22 protein-coding genes are annotated in these 24548 nt (G+C 69.5%); 7 read left to right on the top strand and 15 right to left on the bottom strand.

Features of this window, described 5'->3' with window-relative positions:
• Positions 1–15: 15 nt before the first annotated feature.
• The 12 genes from KEG38_RS13875 to KEG38_RS13930 form a co-directional block, all read right to left on the bottom strand.
• On the bottom strand, positions 16–819 hold the full coding sequence (locus KEG38_RS13875) for an outer membrane protein assembly factor BamD (protein ID WP_272419904.1): 804 nt from the start codon (positions 817–819) through the stop codon (positions 16–18).
• A complete protein-coding gene (locus KEG38_RS13880; RefSeq protein WP_272419905.1) occupies positions 816–2720 on the bottom strand; it encodes a BatD family protein in 1905 nt (634 codons plus the stop codon). Before KEG38_RS13880 ends, KEG38_RS13875 begins: the two co-directional genes overlap by 4 nt.
• Positions 2717–3814, bottom strand: coding sequence for a tetratricopeptide repeat protein (locus tag KEG38_RS13885; protein WP_272419906.1), 1098 nt, complete (start codon positions 3812–3814; stop codon positions 2717–2719). The genes KEG38_RS13880 and KEG38_RS13885 overlap by 4 nt, the downstream gene beginning before the upstream one ends.
• Entirely contained in the window at positions 3801–4901 is a 1101-nt protein-coding gene (locus tag KEG38_RS13890) for a vWA domain-containing protein (protein ID WP_272419907.1), read from the bottom strand. The genes KEG38_RS13885 and KEG38_RS13890 overlap by 14 nt, the downstream gene beginning before the upstream one ends.
• The gene (locus KEG38_RS13895) at positions 4898–6034 is read right to left on the bottom strand and encodes a vWA domain-containing protein (protein WP_272419908.1); all 1137 of its coding nucleotides are present in this window, start codon (positions 6032–6034) and stop codon (positions 4898–4900) included. Before KEG38_RS13895 ends, KEG38_RS13890 begins: the two co-directional genes overlap by 4 nt.
• Positions 6031–7134 (bottom strand): hypothetical protein, encoded by a 1104-nt coding sequence (locus KEG38_RS13900; protein WP_272419909.1) that lies wholly within the window; start codon positions 7132–7134, stop codon positions 6031–6033. Before KEG38_RS13900 ends, KEG38_RS13895 begins: the two co-directional genes overlap by 4 nt.
• Positions 7131–8144, bottom strand: coding sequence for a DUF58 domain-containing protein (locus tag KEG38_RS13905; protein WP_272419910.1), 1014 nt, complete (start codon positions 8142–8144; stop codon positions 7131–7133). The genes KEG38_RS13900 and KEG38_RS13905 overlap by 4 nt, the downstream gene beginning before the upstream one ends.
• Positions 8141–9127, bottom strand: coding sequence for an AAA family ATPase (locus KEG38_RS13910; protein WP_272419911.1), 987 nt, complete (start codon positions 9125–9127; stop codon positions 8141–8143). The genes KEG38_RS13905 and KEG38_RS13910 overlap by 4 nt, the downstream gene beginning before the upstream one ends.
• Positions 9128–9290: 163 nt before the next feature.
• On the bottom strand, positions 9291–9608 hold the full coding sequence (locus tag KEG38_RS13915) for a p24 family protein (RefSeq protein WP_272419912.1): 318 nt from the start codon (positions 9606–9608) through the stop codon (positions 9291–9293).
• Between the two features lie 128 nt (positions 9609–9736).
• The gene (gcvPB, locus tag KEG38_RS13920; protein ID WP_272419913.1) at positions 9737–11236 is read right to left on the bottom strand and encodes an aminomethyl-transferring glycine dehydrogenase subunit GcvPB; all 1500 of its coding nucleotides are present in this window, start codon (positions 11234–11236) and stop codon (positions 9737–9739) included.
• A gap of 44 nt (positions 11237–11280) precedes the next feature.
• A complete protein-coding gene (locus KEG38_RS13925) occupies positions 11281–11868 on the bottom strand; it encodes a hypothetical protein (protein WP_272419914.1) in 588 nt (195 codons plus the stop codon).
• Positions 11865–12896, bottom strand: a complete 1032-nt coding sequence (locus KEG38_RS13930) for a tetraacyldisaccharide 4'-kinase (protein WP_272419915.1) — start codon at positions 12894–12896, stop codon at positions 11865–11867. The genes KEG38_RS13925 and KEG38_RS13930 overlap by 4 nt, the downstream gene beginning before the upstream one ends.
• Before the next feature lie 108 nt (positions 12897–13004).
• On the opposite strand from KEG38_RS13930, the gene KEG38_RS13935 reads away from it, so the two are divergent.
• Positions 13005–13538: a hypothetical protein gene (locus tag KEG38_RS13935; RefSeq protein WP_272419916.1), complete on the top strand. Its 534-nt coding sequence runs from the start codon at positions 13005–13007 to the stop codon at positions 13536–13538.
• Here KEG38_RS13935 and KEG38_RS13940 read toward each other — a convergent pair.
• On the bottom strand, positions 13490–14110 hold the full coding sequence (locus KEG38_RS13940) for a hypothetical protein (RefSeq protein WP_272419917.1): 621 nt from the start codon (positions 14108–14110) through the stop codon (positions 13490–13492). The genes KEG38_RS13935 and KEG38_RS13940 overlap by 49 nt on opposite strands.
• Positions 14111–14284: 174 nt before the next feature.
• Between KEG38_RS13940 and KEG38_RS13945 the strand changes: the two genes are divergently transcribed.
• Together KEG38_RS13945 and KEG38_RS13950 are read left to right on the top strand one after the other, a co-directional pair.
• The gene (locus tag KEG38_RS13945) at positions 14285–15196 is read left to right on the top strand and encodes a DUF2726 domain-containing protein (protein ID WP_272419918.1); all 912 of its coding nucleotides are present in this window, start codon (positions 14285–14287) and stop codon (positions 15194–15196) included.
• Between the two features lie 97 nt (positions 15197–15293).
• Complete coding sequence (locus tag KEG38_RS13950) at positions 15294–16073, top strand: SCE4755 family polysaccharide monooxygenase-like protein (RefSeq protein WP_272419919.1); 780 nt, start codon at positions 15294–15296, stop codon at positions 16071–16073.
• 15 nt (positions 16074–16088) lie between these two features.
• Here the strand turns inward: KEG38_RS13950 and hemL are convergent, their stop codons facing one another.
• Positions 16089–17363: a glutamate-1-semialdehyde 2,1-aminomutase gene (gene hemL / locus KEG38_RS13955; RefSeq protein WP_272419920.1), complete on the bottom strand. Its 1275-nt coding sequence runs from the start codon at positions 17361–17363 to the stop codon at positions 16089–16091.
• A gap of 112 nt (positions 17364–17475) precedes the next feature.
• Between hemL and KEG38_RS13960 the strand changes: the two genes are divergently transcribed.
• Complete coding sequence (locus tag KEG38_RS13960) at positions 17476–19194, top strand: flavin monoamine oxidase family protein (protein WP_272419921.1); 1719 nt, start codon at positions 17476–17478, stop codon at positions 19192–19194.
• A gap of 9 nt (positions 19195–19203) precedes the next feature.
• Here the strand turns inward: KEG38_RS13960 and KEG38_RS13965 are convergent, their stop codons facing one another.
• Positions 19204–20307: an alpha/beta fold hydrolase gene (locus KEG38_RS13965; protein ID WP_272419922.1), complete on the bottom strand. Its 1104-nt coding sequence runs from the start codon at positions 20305–20307 to the stop codon at positions 19204–19206.
• A gap of 223 nt (positions 20308–20530) precedes the next feature.
• Here KEG38_RS13965 and KEG38_RS13970 point away from each other — a divergent pair, with 223 nt between their 5' ends.
• The 3 genes from KEG38_RS13970 to KEG38_RS13980 are packed head-to-tail and all read left to right on the top strand — an operon-like array spanning position 20531 to position 24496.
• Positions 20531–22156, top strand: a complete 1626-nt coding sequence (locus tag KEG38_RS13970; RefSeq protein WP_272419923.1) for a serine/threonine protein kinase — start codon at positions 20531–20533, stop codon at positions 22154–22156.
• Entirely contained in the window at positions 22146–23171 is a 1026-nt protein-coding gene (locus KEG38_RS13975; protein ID WP_272419924.1) for a PEGA domain-containing protein, read from the top strand. The genes KEG38_RS13970 and KEG38_RS13975 overlap by 11 nt, the downstream gene beginning before the upstream one ends.
• Positions 23172–23173: 2 nt before the next feature.
• Entirely contained in the window at positions 23174–24496 is a 1323-nt protein-coding gene (locus KEG38_RS13980; RefSeq protein WP_272419925.1) for a hypothetical protein, read from the top strand.
• Positions 24497–24548 lie beyond the last annotated feature (52 nt).

Genomic DNA, 24548 nt, shown 5'->3' on the forward strand with positions numbered 1-24548 from the left:
GCCACCAGGCGGACGTCACGGCGAGAGCAGGCGGACGCTGCCGCTCGGAATCCATCCCTCTGTCGCGCCCCAGCGCACGTGAACGAGCCCGCCGCGAGCCTCGCCGACCTCGACGGCATGCGCCTCCGGGATCGGCTCACCACCGAGCGCCGTGCCGTGATCGTCGACGAGGTGAACCTCGGGCACGACGACGACGCCCGCGCGCGTCGTGAGCCGGAGTCTTCGCGCAGCGATCGTGAGCGGCAAGAAGACGCAGAGGAGCACGAGCGCAGTGGGCGCCATGATGCGGCCGGCAACGGAGAACGAAGAGGCGCGGCTCCGCCGGAGGAAGAGGCCGATCGAGAGGAGGATCGAGGACGCGAGCGCGAGCAGGCTCCAGGTGCGCTCGGACGCGAGGCCGATGACGGCGCGATCGAGCGTGGGCCGCACCGTGGTCGCGTCCTTGCCGCGCCGCGCGCGCCTTCGCACGACCTCGGCGCGGACGAGGTCGAGGGCGTGATCGGCCTCGATGTCGGAAGGTCGAAGGCGAAGCGTCTCCTCGAAGGCGGCCGCGGCGCGACCGAGATCGCCAGGACGATCGGCACCGGCACGCACACGCGCGAGGTAGGCGAGGCCGCGGCCGAAGCTCGCGTCGGGGTGCACGAAGCCCATGTCGGCGAGGGCTTCGAAGCGTTCGATCGCCGTGCCGTAGGCGCCGCGCCCGAGGGCCTCGGTGCCTTCGCGATGGAGCTCTTCGGGCGTCGCCGCGCGCGCGACGCTCGCGAACGCGAACACGGACGCGAGCACGAACGAGATCGCGACGGCCTGCCCGCGCCTCATCCCCGCGCCCTCCCGGAGACGGCGACGAGATCACGCACGACGGCTCGCCCGCGCTTCGAAAGCTCTTCGAGGCTCGCCGGGCTCGCCCCCGGATCGAAGCGCAGCGCCGAGGCCTCGTCGAGCAGGCCGCGTGTGCGCGCCGCGAGATCCTCGGCGACGCCAGCGTCTTCGAGCTCCTTCGCGAGATCGTCGAGCAAGATGCCGCGTGATTCGAGATCGGTCGCTGCCTTGATCGCGTGGTGGATCGCGCGCTCGACGGCCGCCGAGAGGGCCTTCGTGTCGCCGCGCTCGCGCGCTTGATCGGCCTCGTCGAGCGCGACGTTCGCGAGGCGCGTTGGCGAGGAAGCGCCCGCGGCCCTGCGGGATCGGAGGCGCCGCGCGCCCGTCGCCGCGGTGGCCAGCAGGCCGTACGCGAGGGGCGGCGCGGCGATCACGAGGTAGAGGCTCGCGCCGTCGAAGAGAGGCGCCGAGGGCGCGATGAACGCGCCGAGCGTGGCGCGCGGGGCAGGGAGGGTCGCGAAAGGATCGACCTCGCCTTTCGGAGCGGCGGGATCGGCGCCGGGCGTGGCGCTCGGAGAGGCGCTCGCAGACGCGGCCGGATCGGGCGCGGCGGAGGGCGCGACGTCGACCTTACCGAGCTCGACGCTCGCGACCTCGTACCGCTTCGACGAGGGATCCCAGTACGGCAGATCGATCTTGCCGAGATCGACCTGGCCCGCCTCCTGGATGCGGACGACGTACCCGAACGATCGATACCCCGAGATGATCGCGCCTTGCGGGCCGATCGACTCGCGCTTCTCGGGATCGAGCCAGTCGATGCCGGTGCGCGCCGGCACCGCGAGCGTCTGCGGGAAGTTGCCGCTGCCCTTCACCTGCACGGTGACCGCGATCGATCCGCCCTGCGTGAGGCGGCGCGGCTCGACCGTGGCCGAGAGCGAGAACCGACCGACGTCGCCGAGGGCGTAACCCGGCGGGCGACCCGCGCGCGGCGGCTCGGTCACGCGGATGACGAGGTCCTCGCTCTCGCGGAGCGCGTGGCGTCCGACCTGCCGGCCCGTGAACCAAAACCGCAAGGGGCCGACGTGGAGATCGCCCGTGCGCGTCGGGAAAAGAGCGAGGCGCTCGGCGAGTTGCACCATGTACGTGCGGCTCCCCGCGCGTGCGCGAAACAGGGGCTCGGTGCCGGGGTTCGGCAGCATCGACCAGCGGAGGAAGTCCGCGGCCGTAGGGTCGCGGCGATCGTCCATGCCCACGGCGGACGCCCGGTACAGGTAGAACGAGACGGTCACCTGCTCGCCGATCACGGCCTCTTTCTTGTCGGCGTGCGCGTGGACGAAGACGTACGGATCGGGCGCTGTCTTGAGCTCGAGCTTCTCGTCGAGCGCGGCTTGCGGCTCGTCATCGTCGTCGGTGAAGTGATCGAAGCCGCCGAGCCCGAACTGCCCGAGGAACCCCGGGCCGCCCGGCAAGAGGAACGGGCTCTGCGGCCTGCGGCGGCCGCTCGCGGGGACGACCTCGACCTCGACGGCTTGTCCGGAGAAACGTTTCCCCGACCAGAGCACGCTCGGCGCGGGGATCTTCACGCGGCCGGGCGCGTTCGAGACGAGCTGCCAGCTCACGTCGATGCCGACGCGCATGTTGCCGTTGATCGCGACCACCGACGTGCCGATGGCCGGGCCACCTTGGATCGTGGCGCCCGCGGGCGGCGCGAGGCGCGGATCACTCGGCATGGGCTCGCCGTTCGTGACGAGCGCGGAGAGCTGAACCGAGAAGGGCTCGCCGACCTCGACCTTGCGCGCTCTGACGTGGGTCGTGACCTGCGGCTCAGCGTGCGCGATCGTTGCTACCGAAACGATCGCGGCCTGCGCGCCGAGGATCCACGCGAGCGCCCCGGCCCTCACTTGTCCTCCATCACGCGACCGCGCCGCGTGCCGGCCTTCATCTTGGCCTCCTGCTCCTGGTAGGTCGGCGCCTCCTCGAAGCGATCGAGGATGCGATCTTCCTGGCCCGGCTGGGGCTCGGGCGAGGCGGGTTGCGGCGGCGGGGGCGGTGATTGTCCGCCGTCCTGGCCGCCCGCATCCTGGCCCGCGTCCCCGTCGCCGCCGTCGCCTCCGCCGTCGTCGCCGGCATCTTTCCCGCCGTCGTCGCCGCCGTCCTGGCCCGCGTCTTCGCCGCCGTCGGACCCGTCCGAGCCGTCGGATCCATCGTCGCCGTCGGATCCATCACTCGCGTCGTCGCCGCCGTCCTGGCCCGCGTCCTGGTTCGCGTCTTGATCGGCGTCCTGGCCCGCGTCCTTCTGGTCCTCGATGCGCCGGAGCGCGATGGCGCGGTTCCACGCGGCGTCACGCCCGATCCCGTCGGCGGCCGCATCCTCGGGCAAACCCGGGATCAGCGCGAGCGCGTCGTCGTAGTGGCGCACGGCTTCCTCGTACTTCTTCCGCAAGAACTCGAGGTTGCCCGCGAGGTAGTGCGCGCGGGCACGGAGATCGATCGGGACCTTCGGATCCTCGGCGATCGCCCGCACGACGATGAGCGCGCAGTCGATCTCGAGCGAGCGCATCGCGGCGAGCTGCTCCTCCTCGGGGCCACCGTCGCTTTGCTCCTCCTCGCCAAAGCGCCGGCCGTACTTCTCCGCGACCGAGAACAGCACGAGGCCGAGATCGAACGAGCCGTTGTACTTCTGGCGGACCGCATCCGGCAGGCCGAGGCCCGCGTCCGTGCACGGGCCGGTGCCGAGGTACGTTTCGAGCGCCTGCTCGGCCGATTCGAAGCGGCCCGCGTCGAGATCGGCGAGGGCCTGATCCACCGCGGGCGCGTTGCGTTCGAACGGCGAGCTCGGGTCCCATCCGCTGCAGCCGGAGGCGAGCCAGGTCGCGCCGCCGGCGACGCAGGCGAGCGCGAAGAGGGCGATCGCCGCGGTCTTGGCGCGCTCGCGCATCGTGGTCGATGCACGATCCGTGCGGGCGACGCGTGCTTTGCGATCAGGCCGGGACACGACGCGCCTCCTTTCGTTTGCGCTCGCCGGCGGGCGCGATCGGCTTCGGCGCGGCCCTGCGGCGGAGGATCCGGAGCGGCGCGTCCGTGATCAGCGCCTCGGCCACGAGCAAGAGGATCGCGAGCCCGAGCGGGTAGTAGTAGACGTCGGCGTAAACCGTCTCGATCTTCTCGGCGAGCTCGCTCTTCATCTGCTTGCGCAGATCCGCGGCGATGCGATCGATCCCGGTCGTGCCCTTCTCCGCCACGATGATCTCGCCCCCGGGCGTCGATGTGGCGATCGACGCGAGCTGCTTCTCACCATGCACGGTGAGCGCCGTCGTGAGGGGTTTTCCGTTCCGGTCCGTCCGGAAGCCGACCACGCGGCCGTCCTCGCCGACCTCGGGGATCCGCTCGGGCGTGCGGCCGCCGATCTGCACGACGTGCACCGTCGTCCCCTCGGCCCCGAGCTGACGCGCGACGCCCACCGGATCACCCTCCAGATCCTCGCCGTCCGTGACGAGCAGGATGATCCGTTTGTGCTCCGACGATTTGGGATCCCGCTTCAAGAGATCACGCGCGAGCGTCAGGGCACGGGCGATCGCGGTGCCGCCAATGGGCATGTCGTTCGGGTCGAGCTGGCGGAGGAACTGCGCGACCGCGGCGCCGTCGGCGGTGAGGGGAAAACCCATCGGCTCGCCAGCGAAGGCGACGGCGGCGAAGCGCGCGCCTTCGAGCTCTTTCACGAGCCGCGCGACCTCGACCTTCGCCCGGAAGATCCGCGAGGGCTCGACGTCCCGCGCGTACATGCTCTTCGAGTAGTCGAGCACGAGGACCACGTCGACGTTCGTCGCCGGCACGAGGCGCGTCCCCTTGCCGTACTGCGGGCGCGCCGCCGCGAAGAACGCGAGCGCCGTGGCCATCACGAGGAGGACGGCCTTCCACGCGCGTCGCACGGAAGGGTCACTCGTCCGCAGCGCCTCGACGCGCTCGAGATCACCGAAGGCCTGCGCCGCGCGCCGCCGATAGATCGCGCCGAGCGCGAGCAGGAGCGCGACGAGCGCCGCGAGGGCCGTGCAGAAGAGGAAGATGGGCGCGCCGAAGATCACGGGAACCTCCGGAGCAGCCACGCGCGGAGGAGCGCGTCGAGGCCCACCAGCACGACGCCGGGCACGAGCAGGAAGGGGAACAGATCCTCGAACGATCCGCGGCTCGCCTCGAAGCGCGTCTTCTCCAGCTTGTCGAGCACCGCGTGCATGCTCTCGGCGAGCGCCTTCGCGTCGGTCGCGATGTATGCCTCGCCCTTCGTGGTCTTGGCGATCCACTTGAGCAGCTCGGGGTTCACCGGGTAACGACGGCGCACGTAGCGCGGCTGGCCGAGCGGATCGAAGCCGTCCTCGACGTCGACCTCGTCGTCGTTGCCGATCTGGATCGTGTTGACCTGGGCGCCCACACTCGTCGCGAGGTGCGTCGCGTACTGCGGCGAGACCAGGCCTTCCTTGTTGTCGCCATCCGTGAGCAGCACGATCACCTTCGACTGCGCGTCGCTCTTGCGCAGGCGCGCGACGGCCGTGGCGAGGCCGTCGCCGATCGCCGTGCTCGATCCGTCGATCACGTCGAGCGTCATCTTGCCGACGAGCTCGCTCAGGAGGTGATAGTCGAGCGTGGGCGGCGAGAGGACATACGCGCTCTTGCCGAAGACGACGACGCCGATGCGGTCGGTCTTCCGGCGCGAGATGAAGTCCTGCAGCACGATCTTCGCCGTATCGAGCCGCGTGAGGCGCTTGCCGCGCGGCAGCGTGATCCGGCCCGGGAGATCGCCCGGTTTGGCGTCGAGGATCGCGCGCATCGAGCCCGAGAGGTCGAGCGCGACCACGATGTCGATGCCTTTGTCGTCGCTGCGTTCGTCACGCAGGATCGAGATCGGGCGCGCGATCGCGGTGATGAGGAGCGCGACCGAGACGGCGCGGAGGACGCCCGGCAGATCCCGGAGCTTCGCGCGCACGCCACGCGGGCCGGTGGTGAAGGGGAAGATCGTACCGACGCGCAACCGTGGCGTGCGCCGGTCCTGACCCGCCGTGCCCCACCAGAGCAGGACCGGCACGATGGCGAGGCCGAGGAGCAGCCACGGCAGCTCGAAGCTCGCGCTCTCCCAGGCGTCGCGCCGCGCGAAGATGGGCCACGCGAGCGCGAGCGCGAGCACCACCAGGGTCTGCAAAAGGACGAGGGCAAACCGCTTCATGTCGGCCCTCCCGCCGCTTCCTTGCGCGCCGCGGTCTCGCTGGATCCCGCCTGGGGCGGCGTCGTGTTGCGCACGATCGTGATGCCGCGTTCGAGCGCGGCGAGGCAGTCGTTTTCGCTCGGCAAGACGCGCGCGAACTTCACGAGATCAGCCTCTTCGAGGAAACGCGTGATCGTGTCGAGCCCGCGCACAGGTGGCCGCACGCGCGCGAGCGTCCGCTGCATCTCGTCGGTCGTGCTCTCGAGGCCATCGAACCCGTAACGCGCGCCGAGGTACTTGCGCACGCAGTCGCTCACGCGGTCGAAGTACTCGTCGTTCTTGCCCTCGGTGATGAGGTTCGACGCGCGGATCGCTTCGAGCTCTTCGAGCGCCGCGATCCACGGCAGCTTGGGCGCGACGTACGGCACGGGCTTCGGGCGTCGCGACCATCGCACGAAGAGCCACGCGCCGATCGCCGTGAGGATCGCCCCCACGAGCGCGCCCACCGCGAGCTGCTTGGCGAGGACCCACTCCTCGCGTTGTGGCCTGCCCTCGGGGTTCGGTCGGACTTTCGGATCGAGCTCGTTCGCGATCGGATCCTCGATCAGGATCGGATGCGGTGCCGTGCAGACCGTCACGAGATCCCCGCTCGCGCGGGCCAGCGTGATCGGCACGGGCGGCAGCATCATCACGTTTCTGCCGGGGTTCTTCGGCAGGGCCACGAACGAGATCGTCACCTTCGTCGTGGAGGACGTCTCGCCCGCCTCCGTGACCGCGACAGGGCCTGCGCCTCCATCCGGGTCGGGCAGGACGAACCCTGCCTCTTCGAGCGCCTTGTATTGATCGCTGCCGCGCTCGACCCGGATACCGCCGGGCATCACGGTCTCCCCCTTGCCGTGCACGACCGTGATTTCGAGCGGCGCGGCCCAGCCGCTCGTCCCGCGCTCGGGGAACGTCTCCGTGAGCTTCGGCCGGCTCGCGCCGTCGGGAACGCGCTCCACGCATGACGCCCACACCCGCGCGCCCGCGTCCGCGTCCGTCTCCTCGGCCGACGCCGTGCGCGACGCGGCGACGGCGACCAGGGCCACGGCGAACACGAGCGGGAGGCACGTCCTCGTCATCGCCGGGCCCTCCTCGCGCGCTTCGCGAAGAGCTGGCGCAGCGGCTCCACGTAGCTCTGGTCCGTGCGAATCGTGACCGTATCGACCGCGAGCTTCTTGAACAGCTTGTCCCGCTCGCGCCGCATCTTCCGCATCTCGGCCGCGTACCGCTCCCGCACCTTCCGGTCCGACGTGTCGACGAGCACCTGCTCGCCCGTCTCCAGATCCTCGAACGTCGCCAAACCCACGTCCGGCAGCTCCGCGTCGCGCGGATCCTCGATCACCACCGGGATCACGTCGTGCTTGCTCGCCGCGAGCGCGAGAGCCCGCTCGTAGCCGTGGTCGAAGAAGTCGCTCACGACGAACGCGACGCTCCTTCGTTTTTGCACCTTCGACAGCGTCTCCAGTGCGACCCGGAGGCTCGTCCCCGCGCTCTCCGGCTCGTGCCCGAGGATCTCGCGGATGACGCGCATCACGTGCTTGTCGCCCTTCTTCGGCGGGACGATCTTCTCCACGCGATCCGTGGCCAGCACGAGCCCGACCCGGTCGTTGTTGCGGATCGCGCTGAACGCGCAGAGCGCGCAGATCTCCGCGGCGACCGCGGCCTTCGAGGCCCGCCGCGTCCCGAAGAGCTCGCTCTCCGACGCGTCGACCACGAGCATCACGGTCATCTCGCGCTCTTCGGTGAAGACCTTCACGAAGGCCTCGTTCATGCGCGCCGACACGTTCCAGTCGATCCAGCGCACGTCGTCGCCGGGGTGGTATGCGCGCACCTCGCGGAACGAGAGGCCCTGGCCGCGGAACACCGACGAGTACGCCCCCGAGAGCTGCTCGTTCGCGAGGTGGCTCGTCTTGATCTCGATGACGCGCAGCCGCTTGAGGAGCTCCGCGGCGCCGGCCTTCGCGCCTTCCTTCTTGTTCGGCGCTTCGTCCGGCGGGGGCTCGTCGCCGAGCCCGAAGAACGCACGCAGGCGCTCCCCGAAGCTCGGGCTCTTCGTCGCCCCTTTCTTCGTGCGGCCGGCGGCCTTCACGGCACCTCGACCACCTCGAACACGCGCCGCACGACCTGCTCGGTCGTCACCTCTTCGGCCTCGGCCTCGTACGTGAGCACCATGCGATGCCGCAGCACGTCCGGCCCCACGGCCTTCACGTCCTCAGGTGTCACGTACCCGCGGTGCCGCAGGAACGCGTGCGCCCGCGCCGCCAGCGCCAGCGCGATCGAGGCGCGCGGGCTCGCGCCGTACTCGATCATGCTCGCGAGCTCCTTCATGCCCTTCTGGCTCGGCTCGCGCGTCGCGAAGACCACGTCGACGATGTAGTCCTTCACGCGGTCATCCATGTAGACGTCGCGCACGACCTTCCGCGCGCTGACCAGCGTCTCGGGCTCGATGATCCGGTTCGCGCTCGCCTCGACGAGCCCCGTCGTGCGGTCGATGATCTGCCGCTCCTCCGCGCGCGTCGGATACCCGACCTTCACCATCAGCATGAAGCGATCGACCTGCGCCTCGGGCAAACGGTACGTGCCCTCCTGCTCGATCGGGTTCTGCGTCGCCATGACCACGAAGGGATCGGGAAGCTTGTAGGTCGTGTCGCCGATCGTGACCTGCTTCTCCTGCATCGCCTCGAGCAGCGCGCTCTGCACCTTCGCCGGCGCGCGGTTGATCTCGTCGGCGAGCACGAGGTTCGCGAAGATCGGACCGAGCTTCGAGGAGAACTCGCCCTTCTGGTGGTTGTAGATCACCGTGCCGATCACGTCGGCCGGCAGGAGATCGGGCGTGAACTGGATGCGCGAGAACTTCGCGTGGATCGCGTCGCAGAGCGTGCGGACCGTGAGCGTCTTGGCGAGCCCCGGCACGCCTTCGAGCAGGACGTGACCGCCTGTGAGCAGGCCGATCAGGATCCGTTCGAGCATGTAGGTTTGCCCGACGATCACCTTGCCGACCTCGGCGATCAGGTTGTCGACGAAGGCACTCTCTTTCGCGACGAGCTCGTTCAGGGCGCGGACGTCGTGCATGGCATGAACCGGGGGGTTGTCTGGGCGGGCGTTGCCGCAAAGCCGTCGTGGCTCGATCCCGCGCCTCGCGTGGGACCGACGTGCGGCGTGCACATAGCAAGGCTCGCGGCGCCTGGACAGGCGCGGCGGCGCGTTTATTCCTGAAAGCGGCGCGCGGCGCTCGCTACATCGCCGGGATCACGTTGAGCACCGCGTTTCCGCGAATCTTGCCGTAGAGCTGCCAGATCTCGATCTTGTACGCGCCCGGGGCCGAGGCCGTGAACTCGATCGGCGGCGCGCTCTGGGGCTTGCCCGTGGGCAGATCGCGCAGGACCCGCTCGATGATCACCTTGCCCGAGGGCGATTTGATCCGAACGTTGAACGGCGGATCCGCGTCATCGTCCGAGCGGAAAACGAGCTTGACCAGATCCCCCACACGCGCAGGGTCGGTCTTGCAGATCGTCTCGATTTCTCCGACGTTGTCGGTGATGGTCCGGGACACGCCGTTGCTCGTTCAGGCCTTTACGCTCTGACATCGCCCGCTCCCGGGAGGGAGCGAGCGACCGACGGGCGACATTGTACGCACGGACAACTCCGGTTCGCGAATTTGGGGCGAACCGGAGCCCATGTTCAGCGCGCCTCGGGCCGCCACCGCAGCCGCGGCTGCCGCGCCGCGCGTGCTTCGTCGAGCCTTCCGACGACGGTGTTGTGGGGCGCACTCTTGACGAGGGCCGGGTCTTCCTGGGCCTCGCGAGCGATGGCCTTCATCGCGTCGATGAACTCGTCGAGCGTCTCCTTCGTCTCGGTCTCGGTCGGCTCGATCATGAGCGCGCCGGGGACGACGAGCGGGAAGTAGATCGTCGGCGCGTGGAAGCCGTAGTCGAGCAGGCGCTTGGCGACGTCGAGCGTCTTGACGCCCGTCGCCTTCTCCAGGTCGACGTCGCTCAGCACGACCTCGTGCATGCACGCCTCCGGCACCGGCGCGGCGTACGTGTCCTTCAGCATCGCCCAGAGGTAACGAGCGTTCAGGACCGCGAGCGCGCTCGCCATCTTCAGGCCCTCGCCGCCCATCTCGCGCAGGTACGTGTACGCGCGGATGAACATGCCGAAGTTGCCGTAGAAGGCGCGCAGGCGGCCGATCGACTGCGGGCGATCGCGATCGAAGGCGAACGTGCCGTCGTCCTTGCGCACGAGCACGGGGCCGGGCTGGAAGGGCTCGAGGTGCTTCTTGAAGCAGACCGGGCCCGAGCCGGGGCCGCCGCCGCCGTGCGGCGTGGTGAAGGTCTTGTGCAGGTTGATGTGGATGACGTCGACGCCGATGTCGCCAGGGCGCGCGTGGCCCATGATCGCGTTCGTGTTCGCGCCGTCGCCGTACACGAGGCCGCCCTTGCCGTGCACGATCTCGATGATCTCGGGCAGGTGCTTCTCGTAGACGCCGAGCGTGTTCGGGTTCGTGATCATGAGGCCGCAGACGTCGTCGCTGCCCTCACGCTCGATCGCGGCGAGAACCTCCTGCGGCGTCACGACACCACCGGGGTTCTTCTCGATCTTCACCGCGACGAGCCCGTTCAGCGCGCACGAGGCCGGGTTCGTGCCGTGCGCGCTCTCCGGGATGAAGACCTTCTTCGGGCTGCGTCCCTTCGACTCGTGGTAGGCGCGCATCATCATGAGGCCGGCGAGCTCGCCCTGCGCGCCCGCCGAGGGCTGCAGCGAGCAGGCGTCCATGCCGCTCACCGCGCTGAGCATCTGCTGTACGTGCCACATGACCTCGAGCGAGCCCTGCACGAGCTCGTCCGGCGTCTCCGGGTGCATCTTCAAAAAGCCCGGGATGCGCGCGGCCCACTCGTTGATCTTCGGGTTGTACTTCATCGTGCACGACCCGAGCGGATACAGCTGCGAGTCGATGCAGAAGTTCCACTGCGAGAGGCGCACGAAATGCCGGAACGCCTCGGGCTCGCTGACCTCGGGCAAACCCGCGGCCTCCTTGCGCGCGAGGGCGCCGAAGTGCGCGGCCGGATCGATGTCCGGCACGTCGAGCGGGGAGAGCGAGGCGCCCGAGCGCCCCACGGTCCCACGCTCGAAAATGGGGGGCTCGCGGAACTTGATTCCTTGCGGTTGAGGTCGTGCCATGGTCGCAATCTCGCTCGGGCGAGGGAACGTCCCCGAGCCTTGTTTCAGGGGTTCGCCGGCTCCTCGGGCGCGCCCTGTTCCTTGTTCTCCGAATCCCAGTCGCCGCCGCCGAGGTCGGAGGCTCCCGTGCCGCCGATCGACGCGAGGTCCGGGTTCACGTTGCGCTGCTTGACCGCGTCCCACGGCTCGCCGACCTCGTCCTTGTCGAAGCCGACCTCGCCGGCGAACGTGTCGTCGACGTTGTCACCCGCGGGGCGCTTGTACTTGAAGTAGCCGCGTCCGCTCTTCGACGCGTTGGGGCCGACGAGGCCCGTGGTGTACTCGGTCCACTCGAACTTGATGACGTCGCCGGTGGCTTCGCCCTTCAGCTTGCCCCACTTGTCCTTGTGCGGGCGGATCCACTTGCCCTCGACCGCGTTGCCGTCCTGGACGAGGTGCAGGTAGCCGTAGAGCTCGCTGAAGTAGACGCCGGTCCAGCTCGCGCCGGCCGGCATGTCACCGGGGTTGAGATCCGGGGCCTTCGCGCCGCCCGAGCCGCCCGAGCAGCCGACCGTCGAAATCGAAAGCGAAAGAGGAGCGCTCACGAGCGCCATCGCCGTCACGACCAACCTGAGCGAACGCATCCATTTCATGGGGCCGGGAGCCTAGCACAGGCAGGTGCGCCCTCGCGCGAGCCTCGAAACGAGAGCCGAGCGAGGAGCGGGCCCACGTCGATCCGATGATCGAGGGCGAGGACCGGAGCACCGCCGAGCCAGGGCGGGAGCTTGGTAGCGCACCGAGCCGTGGTGAGCCAGGCGTCGAGGTGGAGGGCCCGGGCACGCTCGAGGGTCCCAGGGTCGAAGCGAGCGTGGTCGGCCAGGCAAAGGGCCGCGCGAGGGTGGATGCCCTCACGATCGAGCGCGGTGAGCAAGCGATCGGGGCGCGCGATGGCCACGAGGAGGCCGACGCGTCGCGACACGAGGGAAGCGAGATCGTGGCGGCGGCCGGACGCGTCGAGGGCGCCGTCGATCGAGGAGGCGAGTGGCACCGCGGACGCAGGCAGAGCCGGCGAGCGCGCGCCGCCGAGCGCGACGACGTGATCGGCCGCTTCGACGAGCGCGGATGCGGGGGCGCGCAGATCGCCGAGCGGAGGGCAAAGGCCGGCGCCGAAGGGAGACGCGCCATCGAGCACGAGGATGGCGTCGTCGAGGCAGCGCGGCGATGCCTGGAGGAGACCGTCGACGACGAGGAGGGTTTTTCCGGACCGAACCGCGAGCGCGAGCGCGTCTGCACGTCGCTTCGCCACGAAGACGGGCGCGACCGTGGCGGCGAGCGCGCGCGCCGCGCAGAGGGCGTCGTCGCCGACGAGATCGACGGGATCCGCGGGGAGGACGCGACGTGCGGAAGCGGCGTGCGCACGGTAGCCGTGTCCGATCAACGCGACGTCGTGACCTTCGAGCGCGAGCGCATGCGCGAGCTCGATCGCGACGGGCGTCTTGCCCGCGCCTCCAAGGACCGCGCCGCCCACGCCGAGGATCCGCGCGCCTTCGGGCAGCGTCACGGGACGCGCGATGAGCGCAGCGGCGATCGCGGACCATGCGCTTGCGAGCGCGCGACCCGGCAGGGAAGGCTCGATCCCACGCTCGAGGCGTCGCGCGATGCGGGCACGAAGAGAGTCCATGACGCTTGCCCCGAACGTAGCGCGCGGCGCGCGAGGCTGCGACGCGGCTCGTTCGCTGTCGACGGCGCGCGCGGGATCGCGTAGGGCAGGATGCGTGGAGGTTCGTCGATGAAGCGTTCGTCCTTCTGGATCGCGGTCTTCGGGCTCTCGGCTCTCGCGTTCGTCACGCCCGCGCGCGCGGACGTCGTCGGGCCGCCGCCGGACGAGTGCCCCGAGGGCACCGAGGGCGGTAGCTGCCACGGCGGGCCCTACTGCAGACCCATCGAGTGCACCTCCGACGCGGAATGCGGCAACGGCGAGACATGCAAGGATCAGCCGCTTTGTGTCTCCACGATCTCCTGCGTCGGCCTCCTGCCGCCCGACGCGAGCCCCATGGACTTCGAGACCCCGAAGATCGAAGCCCTCTGCCCGAACGGCAACGAGTGCATGCAGGGCGCGACCTGCAAGACGCAGAAGGTGTGTGTCTCCGCGGCGTCCTCCTCGGACGGCAACGACAGCGGATGCGGGTGTCGGCTCGCATCATCCGGGTCGTTCGAAGCCTCGCTCGGCGCGCTCGCGCTCGGGCTCGGCGCCGCGGCCTTCGCGCGCCGCCGTCAGCGCGTGGATGCCGCGTCCCGCGCTTCGCGACAGCGCCGCGCATAACCCGAGGCGAGCGCGTCGATGCCCGGCGCGCCGTCGGGATGCGCGCGCAGATAGTCGAGCACGAGCCCCTCGCGCGCTTCCGCAGGCGCCGCCCAGAAATTTCCTTCGAACTCGTACCGTATGCGCGCCGATGCACCGACCCCGAACGCCCGGCGCAGCCCGAGCTCCAGCGAAAGCGCCGACGCCTCTGCCGCGAGCGCACGCGCCGTGATCACCTCGCAGTCATCGTCTCCGCCGCCCGGCTCTACGCGGAGCCCTTCGGCCACGTGCGTGAGCAGGTGCCCGACCCGCGCCGCGGCTTCCTCTGTGCCGAGCGCCTCGTCGATCAGCACCGCGCCCGACGTCGTCACCGCCGACACGGCGATGCGACCGAAGCAGAACGACACCCCGCCCTTCGCGAGCGCGTGGTCTCGCGCCCGCGCCCCCGCGGGCACCTCACCGAGCTTGGCGAGGAGCCCCTCGGCCCGCTTCGCGTCGGCGCGAAACCCTGCCGGGCACGTACTCGCGTGCGGCGTCTCCGACCGGCATCCGAGCGAGAGGCATGGAGCAAGAACGAAGAGCGCGAAGAGCACAAGTGCAACGCGAAGACTTCCCGCGTGTGGCGTGACGCCCGTCTGCTTTTTCGGGCGAACTCGCGGGCAACCTGGGCCTTCGTCAGGTCCTGTAAAGAGAATCACCTTGGATCGCTGTCGTCTCCGGTTGCGGTCACCCGCGCTATCAGCCTACCGTAGGCAAGCGGTCGCGCGATGAACGGAAATCTGAAGAAGCTCGTTCACCACACCGAAGAGGCAGTCAGCTTCGGGCTTTCGACCGTCTGCAAGCGGCTCGGCGCAGGCGTGCTGATGCGCGTCAAGGCGCAAGACGTCTTCCGAACGGAGGGCAACGGGCTCTCGGACGATCTCCTGCAGTTCGTCGCCCGCGCCACGTTCGACTACGTCGCGGTCGATACGGAGCGCACGCCGCTCTTCGTCGTCCAGTTCGACGGCACCTCGCACCCGACCGACGTGGCGAGCGTCAAGCAGCAGCAGGAGAACGAGATCTGCCGCAAGCTGCTCCTGCCGCTCGTGCGGGTGCACGCCTTCCACCTCTCGAAGAAGCACCACAGCATCGAGATCATGACGCTCATGCTGGAGAGCTGGTTCGCCTCGAAGGGCCTGCCGAGTGGCGGGGAGAAGTCACGCTCGTTCCGCAGCGGCGAGATCGATCTCTTCGGCACCGCGGGACCCGGCTCGACGGCGGCGCTCTCGGCCAGCTCCGTTTCTTCCTCGGGGGAATTCGATCCCACCACGGGCGCGCTCGGCGACGTGCGCAGGAACATCCGCCGCATCTACGAGTCGGGCAAATGCAAGAGCCCCGTCGCGTCGTCCGTGATCGGCGTCGACGCGGCCGGCAACTTCCACGCCGTCGGGTTCGTCCGCGTGACGGACGAGGCGGTGGCGAGCTCGAAGATCGCCGTGCGCAACCAGCTCTTCCCCGCGACGACGAACACGCTCGTCGACGAGATGCTCCTCTACGAGCTTTATCAAGAGCTGCTCGAATGCATCCGCGGCCGCGGCCGGCTCGTCTCGCGCGCCGAGCTCGGCGCCACGATCGCGGCCTTCCGCATGCGTTACAAGGTCAAGGCCGTCCCGCCGAGCATGCCGCCCGGCTCGTTCTGAGCCCTTCGCATTCTCGCCTGGCTGGGTTTTTCCCGTCCAACGGCTTTTCTCCCGTCCCCCGCGGGTCTCGGGTACCCTCGGCTCGTCCGAGGTAGCCATGCATTCACGATCTCCTGCCTTTTTTGCCTTCGCCGCGGTTCTCCTCGCGGGTTCGAGCGCGTTTGCGCACGCCGTGTTGATGAACCCGCAACCCCTCACGAACGACGACAACGCGAAGAGCGGCCCTTGCGGCTGTTATTTCGGCGCGGCGCCGGAGGATCCCGCCGAAGACGGCTCCGCCACGGCGTGCCCGGCCTCGGGCTACAAGGTCACGGACCTCGTCGTCGGTCAGCCGCTCCAGGTCACGTGGAAGGAGACGGTCAACCACAACGGCAAGTTCCGCGTGGCGCTCTCGACGAAGTCGATCGACACGGTCAAGCGCGCTGATCTCGACGCCGCCGTGTTTTACGAGGCGAACGACGCGAACGCGCAGTCGGGCGGGCTCGTGAGCGCGACCATCACCGTGCCCGATACGCCTTGCCAGAACTGCGTGATCCAGCTCCGCCAGTTCATGGAAGGCGCCTCGAAGCCCTATTACTACTCGTGCGCCGCGGTCAACATCACGGACCCGAACGCGAGCAGCAGCGCGTCGAGCTCGACCGCGGCGTCCTCGTCGAGCTCGTCCGGCGCAGGCGGCGCGGGCGGCGAAGGCGGTGGCGGCGGCGGGATGGGCGGCTCGATCCCGGGCGACGTCGGCCCCGGCCCCGCGCCGTTCCAGGAGAGCCCGACGTCCGGGGTTTGCAGCGCTTCGCCTTCGGCGCCCGGATCTCCCGCCGCGCTCGCGCTCGTCCTCGCCGGCCTCGTGGCCCGCGTGGCGCGCAAGAAGACGCGGCGGTGATCGAAGAGGCGGTCGTCAGCCGAGCGACGCGCGCGCGGCTAAGGCCGTGCGCGTGATGTCCTCGTCGGTGTGCGCCGCCGAGAGGAACGCCGCCTCGTATTGCGACGGCGGCCAGTAAATGCCCCGCGAGAGCATCCCCGCGTGCCAGGTCGCGAAGCGCTTCGTGTCGCTCTGCGACGCTTCGGCCCACGACCGCACGGGTTTGTCGTTGAAGAACAGCGTGATCATCGAGCCCACACGCTGCACCGTGGCCGGCACGCCCGCCTGCGCGGCCGCGTCTTTCAGGCCCGCTTCGAGCGCGGCGCCGAGCCGTTCGAGCTTCTCGTACACCTCGGGCACGAGCCGCTCGATCGTCGCGAGCCCGGCCGCGACCGCCACCGGGTTTCCGCTCAGCGTGCCTGCCTGGTACACGGGCCCGAGCGGCGCGACCACGTTCATCACGTCTTCCCGGCCGCCGTAGGCCGCGAGCGGCATGCCGCCGCCGATGATCTTGCCGAGCGTGGTGAGATCCGCGCGCAGGCCGTAACGCTCCTGCGCGCCGCCGCGCGCGAGGCGGCAGCCCGTCATCACCTCGTCGAAGATCGAGAGCGCGCCGTGCTTGCGGCAGAGGGCGATGATCGCTTCGAGGAACCCAGGCTCGGGCGGCACGCAGCCCATGTTGCCGACGACGGGCTCCACGATGACGGCCGCGATCTCGCTGCCGCGGGCTGAAAACAGCGCTTCGAGCGCGGGGATGTCGTTGAACGCGAGCGTCAGCGTCGTCTTCGCGGTGCCCTCGGGCACGCCGGCCGAGTCGGGGACGCCGAACGTCGCGAGGCCGCTGCCTGCTTTGACCAGCAAGTGATCGGCGTGACCGTGGTAGCAGCCCTCGAACTTCACGATGACGTCGCGGCGCGTGAAGCCGCGGGCCACGCGGATCGCGCTCATCGTCGCCTCGGTGCCGGAGGAGACACAGCGGAGTTTTTCGATCCCCGGATACATCGCGTGCACGGCCTCGGCGAAGCGCACCTCGCGCGACGTCGGCGCGCCGAACGAGAGCCCGCCCTCCGCGGCCTCCTGCACGGCGCGGATGACGTCGGGGTGCGCGTGACCGAGGAGCGCCGGGCCCCAGGAGCCCACGTAATCGACGTACTCCGAGCCGTCTTCGCCGTAGACGCGCGCGCCCTTGGCGCGGGCGATGAACACGGGGTTTCCGCCGACGGCGCGGAAGGCGCGGACAGGGCTGTTGACGCCGCCGGGGATGACAGCGCGGGCGCGCTCGAAGAGGGCCTGGGAGATCGTGTCGGACATGAGGCGGGTGACTATGCGCGCCTTGGGTTCGAGGGCAAGTCCGAGGTATCCTGCGGCGGGCTTTCTTCGCGCCGCGGCCTTTTCGCCGCTGCGTTTTTACCCGGGAGAACTCATGGCGAGAACACCGCTGCTTCGATCCTTGTCTCGTCTCTTCCAGATCAGCCGGGCCGCACGCCAGACCGGCGTCCCTGCCGCCGAGCTCCTCGAGATGCAACGCGAGCGCGCGAGCTTGCCGCGCCGTCGCTTTCTCGAGATGAGCGCCGCGGCGCTCACGTTGCCGATCGCGGCGAGCGCGTGTGGCGACGACCCTGCGAACCCTCCGGTCGAAGGTGAGCCCACGATCGCGATCGTGGGCGGCGGCATCGCGGGCTTGCACTGCGCGTATCGACTGAAAAAGCTCGGCGTCTCCGCGACCGTGTACGAGGCCTCGAAGCGCATCGGCGGCCGCATGTTCACCGATCGGATGACGTTCCCCGACGGCCAGCACTGCGAGCTCGGCGGCGAGCTCATCGACACCGGGCACCAAACGATGCACGACCTCGCGGCCGAGCTCGGCATCGACCTGCTCGATTACAAGAACGACGATCAGAGCCTCGAGCATCTCGTCGCCCACATCGGGGGCGCGAAGCTCACGGAGGCGGAGATCTTGATGGGATTCGAGCCCATCGCGACGAAGATCGACGAGGCCCTCGCGACGCTCACGGATCAGGAGGACCTGTTCGTTTATTACAACAAACCGAACGGCGGCGAGGCGCTGGACAAACTCTCGCTCTCGGCGTGGCTCGATCAGATCGGCGCGAGCGGGCCGGTGCGGACGCTGCTCGAGGTCGCGTACAACATCGAGTACGGCCTCGAGCCCGACGTGACGAACGTGCTCAACATGATGTTCCTGATCTCGACGGACACCTCGTCCTTCGAGGTCTTCGGCGACAGCGACGAGCTCTTCCACGCGAAGGACGGCAACGACACGTTCCCCACGCGCCTCGCCGAGGCTCTCGATCCCGCGCAGATCGAGCTCGACGCGGCGCTCGTCTCGCTCAAGGAGGCGGCGGACGGGCGGTACGTGCTCACGTTCTCGCGTGAAAGCGGCAACTTCGAGGTCACGGCGGATCACGTGGTGCTCGCGCTCCCGTTCACGAAGCTGCGCGAGGTCTCGATCGAGGTCGCGTTGCCGGACGTGAAGAAGCGCGCCATCGCCGAGCTCGGCTACGGCACGAACGCGAAGCTCATGGTGGGTTTTTCCTCGAAGCCGTGGCGCGACGCTGGTTCGAATGGCGAGACGTTCTCGGATCTGCCGTATCAATCGACGTGGGAGACGAGCCGACTACAGCCGGGCGCGAGCGGCATCCTCACGAACTTCACGGGCGGCGATCGCGGCGTGGCGATCGGCATGGGCACCCCCGAGGAGCGCGCGGCCGAGTTCCTTGATCAATTCGAGCAGGTTTTCCCCGGAACAAAAGCGGCCCACAACGACAAGGTCGTGCGATTCCACTGGCCGACGCATCCGTTCACGAAGGGGAGCTATTCGGCCTACAAGGTCGGGCAATACACGACGATCACCGGGTCCGAGTCGGAGCGGGTCAAGAACCTCCATTTCGCCGGGGAACACACGAGCCTCGACGCGCAAGGGTACATGGAGGGCGGCGCGCTTTCGGGCGCGATCGCCGCGGACGAGATCGCGGCGGATCTGGGTATCTCGACGCAAATGCTCTCGCGCGGGCAGGAGGAGCGGCCGCGCTCGTTGTGGCTGCCGGGTGACCGGATCCTCTCCCGGGCGCGGGCGGCGCGTATGCATCGGCGCTGGAAGGCGGCCCCGCGGCGGGCCCGCTGATTCGATTCCTCACCCACCTCCGCACCGCGCCACCGCGGACAACATCCGCAAAAGCGTAGCCCCTTCCCGTACGAGCGCTGGCACGTTCGTCGTCCCGGCGTCCGCCTTGTGCGTGTGCCCGTAGAGCCCCGTTACGTGAATGCCCCGACAAACCCCCTCGGGCAAACGTTTGGCCAGGGCGAACGCCTGTTCGTACGGGATCACGTCGTCGTCCGCGCCGTGGATGAAATGGACCGGGCAGCGGATGTCCCGTAGAAACGGGCCCGGATCGAGCCACGCGAACGCGTCGCCCGATCGACCGAGCGCCGCGTCGACGAGCGCCTTCGTGTCACCCTCGACACCCGTCGCGGCGAAAAACAGCGGCCGATGCTCGGGCGCGAGCTCATCCGCCACGCCTCGCGCAATGGCTTGCCATTTCCCGTCGACCTTCATTTCGGGCCGTCCCCACGTCGCCTCCACGTACCTTCGCAGCGCGGCGACGAGCGGCGCGGGATCGTCGGGTTTGTCGTCGAGCCATGGCAAGAGATTCATGAACACGACGGGCCGGTTCAGCGGGTCGTGCGCCGCGCCCGGGCGACCGTGGATACAAAATCGCAGGGTGTCCCCGAAATCGGCATATCCGCCGAATACGATCAAGGAGCCGATTTCGGAGCCGAGGTGAGGCCGCGCCGCGAGCCAGAGCGATGGAAGCGATCCGAAGGAAATGCTGAAGACGCCCGGCCTGCCTGGCGGCCGATCCGGGAGCGCGAGCAGGGCCGAAAAGGCGCGCGAGAGGTCGTCGAACACGCGTTCGCCGAGCACGAGCGACGTGAAATCGGGCAGCCGCGGGGCGAGCACCGTGAGGCCCGCGGCCGCGAGGATCCGCGCAAAACGATCCATCCGCGGGTCGAGCGGGCCGAGGTAATGCAGCCCTGGCACGAGCAGCAGCGAGCCCGCCTTCGCATGACGGCGCGATCGGTAGACGAAGGCCGAAAACGATCGATCCCCGGCGCGGCGACCTTCGAGCGAAAGTTCCTCGCGGCTCACGTCACGCGGCGTTGCCTGCCCGTCCGTCCAGGGGCCGAGCCATCGCCCGAGCTCGATCATCGTCCGCAGGTCCACAAAGGGCCGCACGCGCGACATATTTCTCCTTTCGCGAGCCCGCGCCCGCGACGCCCACGACGATAACCTCGGTCACGCCCCCGGAAAACGCGCGTTCCACTTCGTGATGAGGTGTTTGGCATCACGATCTTGGGGTTTGCGAGAAATTTGTCGCGATGCAGCAATCGGGTTGGATCTTGCTCCCGCCGTCGGAAAGGAGCCCAACGGAGGGAGGTTTTGCTACCCTCGGGGGGCCATGGCCGGGAACCGAGACGCGGACATCGCCGTCCTCGCGACGGGCGCCATCTTTCATGGCGCCTACGAGGTCGTGCGCTGCATCAAGGCCGGCGGCATGGGCGCCGTGTACGAGGTCTTGCAGAACACCACCGAGCGACGCCGCGCGTTGAAGGTGATGCTGCCGAGCCTCGTGAGCGACCCCGAGATGCGGGCCCGCTTCGAGCTCGAAGCCAAGGTCGCAGCCGGGATCGAGAGCGAGCACATCGTCGAGACGCTCGATGCCGGCGTGGACGAAGCGACCGGCATGCCGTTCATCGTGATGGAACTCCTCAAGGGCGAGGAGATCGGCGCCCTCTTGAAGGTGCGCAAGCGCCTGCCGCCCGAGGAAGTCGTCACCCTCCTGCACCAGGCCGCGCTCGCGCTCGATCGCACGCACGCCGCCGGCATCGTCCACCGCGATCTCAAGCCGGAAAACCTGTTCCTCACGCGAAGGGACGATGGTTCGCCGCGTCTCAAGATCCTGGATTTCGGCGTCGCGAAAATCGTGGCCGACGGAACGGCGAGCTCGAACACGACAAAAAGCGTCGGTTCGCCGCTCTACATGGCCCCCGAGCAGATCGCCGGCGACCCGATCGGGCCGCACGTCGACAGGTACTCGCTCGCCCACATCGCGTTCACGATGCTCGTGGGCAAACCGTACTGGGCGCGCGAGCGCAAGAGCGCCCAGGGGCTCTATCCGTACCTGATGCTGGTCGCGCGCGGCGCGCAGGTGTCTGCGAGCGAGCGCGCGAAGGAGCTCGGCGTGAGCCTGCCCGAGGCGTTCGACGCCTGGTTCTCGCGGGCCACCGCGCTCGACACGAGCGTGCGCTTCGACGGCTCGGTGACCATGATCGCGGCGCTCGGCGAGGCGTTCGACGTCAAACCCCCCGCGGCCTCGGCCCCGCCGCCCGGGACGCGCGCGATCCTGCCTTCGATCGTGCTCGAACCGGCGCGCGAACTGCCCCTCTCGCAGCCGCCGCCCGCCGACGCTGCGATCACCGCGACCGCGCCGCCCATCCCCCCGCACGTCGCGGCCATCGAGGCGAGCGGAGCGTCCCCGCTGCCTTCATCGCTGGAGCCACCAAGCGAGTCGACCTCGCCCGGCGCGGATCCTTCGGCGCCCGCGCTGACGCGATCGAGCGGCGAGCCGTTGAGCTCGCCGCCCGAGCCAAGGAGCAGGCGGCGATCGTCGGTGTCGCCCATCTTCGCGCTGCTCTTGCTCGTCGTGGGCGTGGGGGCGGTCGGCGCCGCGCTCGCGATCTGGCCCAAAGGCGCACCCTTTGCGACGCTTCCCACCGCGGTGCCGACGCCGACGCCCGCGCTGACGGCCTCGTCCCCCGCGCCCGCGGCCGTCCTCCCGGCCGCGCTCGCGACCGCCGAGCCGATGACGCACCCGGAGCCTGCGCCGTCCGCGTCGACCGTGCCCGCGCCGGAGCCTGCGCCCTCGTCTTCGGCGGCCACGCCTGCCGCGTCGGCTGCGCCCACGTCCTCGGACAAACCCGTCTCTCCGCTCCCCTCGACCAGCGGGTGGAACCGCGGCAAGCCCGCGGGCACCGGCACGTCGAAGACCCCATCCAAGGGGAAAAATCCGCTCGATGAATATTGAACGTCCGATCTCGGCGACGCGAAAACGAGCGTTTGCCGTCTCCGCGTTGCTCATCGTCTCGGCGTGTCCCGGGCGCGCACTCGGTCAGGACCAACCGCGGGATCCCGCGGCGGCCGAGGCGCTTTACATGAGCGGCCGCAAGCTCGTGAACGACGGCAACTGGGACGAGGGCTGCGCGAAGTTCCAGGCGAGCATGGAGCTGAACCCCGCGGCGAGCACGCTCATCAACATCGCGAAGTGTCGCGAGCACGAGGGCAAGCTGGCGCAGGCGGTCGTCGACTACCGCCGCGCGCTGCAGCTCAACCAGGACACGCTCGGCGAGGAGCGCAAGAAGCAGCTCGAGCAGGTGGCGAAAGAGGGGATCGAGGCGCTCGAGCCGCGCCTCGCGCGCGTGGAGCTCGTGGTGAACACGCGGCCCGAGGGGCTCGAGGTCGTGCGCGACGGGATCCGCCTGCCGCTCGCGGCGCTCGGCGAGACGATCCCGCTCGACCCGGGCAAACACATGTTCGAGGCGAGCGCGCCGGGCTACGAGAAGATCGAGAAGCCGGTGGAGCTCGCGGAGGGCCAGAAGGCGACGGTGGAGCTCGCGCTCGTGCCCGCAACAACGACCCCGAAGAAGGCGCCGTCGCCCCCGGACAAACCCAAGCCGGCGTCGGGCGGCGTGCCGGCCTGGGCGTACGTCGCGGGCGGGCTCGGGCTCGCGGCGGTCGGCGCCGGCGTGTACTTCCGCTTCGATCAGATCGCGGCCGAGGAGCGGATCCAGACGAACTGTCCGGGCACGCCACCCGTTTGTGATCCAACGAAAGAGTACCGGCCCGACGAGGACAACGCGCGCAAGGACCGGAGTTTTTACCTGTTCGTGGGCCTGACGGCGGCCGGCGCGGTGGGGATCGGGGCGGCGGTGTTCGGCATCGCGCGCGGGCTCTCGCAGAAGAAACCGCAGGCGCAGAGCATGCACGTCGTGCCGTACGTCGGGCGCGGGAGCGGCGGGCTCGTGCTCCAGGGAGCGTTCTGACGATGGCGAAAGGGCACTATCAAGGGATCACGCTCGCGCTGCTCGGCGTGGCGCTCTACGGCTGCCCGATCGACGACGCGCAGGTCGGCGAGACGAGCTCGTCGAGCAGCGGCAGCGGCGGCATGACGTCGTCGTCGTCGAGCTCGGGCAGCGGCGGCGAAGGCGGCATCGGCGGAAACGGCGGAAACGGCGGCGCGGGCGGCGTTGGCGGCGTCGGCGGCGCGGGCGGCAGCGGCGGCATGGGCGGCGCGTGTCCCGTGGAACCCGGCTTGCCCGGGAGCTGCGACACGCCCGGTTGCCCCGCGTGCCCGGTGCTCGTGATGTTCGGGATCGGGACCCAGGGCGGCATCACGAAGCGGTTCCAGTCGAAGGACGGCTGGACGATGGAGACGGCCCTGACCGAGAAGAGCGCCGATGCGCCGGCGTTCGTGATCCTGCCCGGCCAGAAGGCGGGCATCGCGCTCCTGCGCAGCAGCGAAGGCGCGACGAAGGATCGGATTCGCGCCTCGACCTGGACCGAAGTAGGCGGCTTCGGCCTCGTGATGGACGTGGGGGCGAACGTGATGACGCGCGCCACGCCCGGGATCGCGGCGTCGAGCGCAGCGGCGCACATCGTCTACCAGGACGTGAGCAACAACCGCTACGGGTACGCCGCGTACACGCCGGGCAGCGGGTTCTCCCCGACGAACGAAGAGGTCAAAGTCGGAGCCGACACGTACAGCCTGGGAGATGCGGCCGCGGCGATCACGGTGCTCGGCATGGATCCGGTGATCGCGAACGACGGGTGGAACGATTCGAACCTGTACACGCAGCGTCGCGCGGCAGGCACGTGGGAAGCGGCGACGCCGCACGATGTGGGCGTCGACAACAGCACGCCCGCGATCGCGGCGCTCACGTCGGCGCAGGGCCCGGAGCTCGTGCTCGTCTTCTCGCGCTCCGCGGACAAGCAGCTCGCGTTCCTCACGCGCAAGGGCGGGACGTGGAGCACGACGCCGGTCGACATCACCGACGCGAAGTCGACGGATCCCGCGCTGCTCGCGTTGCCTTCGGGAGACGCGCTGCTCGTGTTCCGCGAGGTGGCGACGGGGAACCTTCGGTGGTCACGCTTCGACGGCGCGACCTTCTCTACCGTGGAGAATCTCGGAGCCAAGGCCCTCGGCAAGCCCGCGCTCGCGCTCGGCGCGGGCGACGCGGAGGCCGAGCTCGTCTACGTCGACACGACCGGCAAGGCGCTGCACGCGCGCCTGCAGAACGGCGCGTTCACCACGCCCGTGCTCGTCGGCGGGACGAACCTCGTCGGCGCGGCGATCGCGACGAACCTTTGAGCTGAAAGCGTGGAGGAGGGGAGGGGGATGCAGGGCGCATCCCCCTTTCGAG

This window comes from Polyangium jinanense (genome assembly GCF_028435265.1).
Classification (GTDB): Bacteria; Myxococcota_A; Polyangia; order Polyangiales; family Polyangiaceae; genus Polyangium; species Polyangium jinanense.

Coding starts and splice junctions, on each gene's coding strand:
- KEG38_RS13925 (WP_272419914.1), bottom strand. CDS start 11,868: ATGAAATGGATGCGTTCGCTCAGGTTGGTCGTGACGGCGATGGCGCTC.
- KEG38_RS13980 (WP_272419925.1), top strand. CDS start 23,174: ATGGCGAAAGGGCACTATCAAGGGATCACGCTCGCGCTGCTCGGCGTG.
- gcvPB (WP_272419913.1), bottom strand. CDS start 11,236: ATGGCACGACCTCAACCGCAAGGAATCAAGTTCCGCGAGCCCCCCATT.
- KEG38_RS13900 (WP_272419909.1), bottom strand. CDS start 7,134: ATGACGAGGACGTGCCTCCCGCTCGTGTTCGCCGTGGCCCTGGTCGCC.
- KEG38_RS13950 (WP_272419919.1), top strand. CDS start 15,294: ATGCATTCACGATCTCCTGCCTTTTTTGCCTTCGCCGCGGTTCTCCTC.
- KEG38_RS13945 (WP_272419918.1), top strand. CDS start 14,285: ATGAACGGAAATCTGAAGAAGCTCGTTCACCACACCGAAGAGGCAGTC.
- KEG38_RS13895 (WP_272419908.1), bottom strand. CDS start 6,034: ATGAAGCGGTTTGCCCTCGTCCTTTTGCAGACCCTGGTGGTGCTCGCG.
- KEG38_RS13935 (WP_272419916.1), top strand. CDS start 13,005: ATGAAGCGTTCGTCCTTCTGGATCGCGGTCTTCGGGCTCTCGGCTCTC.
- KEG38_RS13960 (WP_272419921.1), top strand. CDS start 17,476: ATGGCGAGAACACCGCTGCTTCGATCCTTGTCTCGTCTCTTCCAGATC.
- KEG38_RS13970 (WP_272419923.1), top strand. CDS start 20,531: ATGGCCGGGAACCGAGACGCGGACATCGCCGTCCTCGCGACGGGCGCC.
- KEG38_RS13930 (WP_272419915.1), bottom strand. CDS start 12,896: ATGGACTCTCTTCGTGCCCGCATCGCGCGACGCCTCGAGCGTGGGATC.
- KEG38_RS13875 (WP_272419904.1), bottom strand. CDS start 819: ATGAGGCGCGGGCAGGCCGTCGCGATCTCGTTCGTGCTCGCGTCCGTG.
- KEG38_RS13910 (WP_272419911.1), bottom strand. CDS start 9,127: ATGCACGACGTCCGCGCCCTGAACGAGCTCGTCGCGAAAGAGAGTGCC.
- hemL (WP_272419920.1), bottom strand. CDS start 17,363: ATGTCCGACACGATCTCCCAGGCCCTCTTCGAGCGCGCCCGCGCTGTC.
- KEG38_RS13975 (WP_272419924.1), top strand. CDS start 22,146: ATGAATATTGAACGTCCGATCTCGGCGACGCGAAAACGAGCGTTTGCC.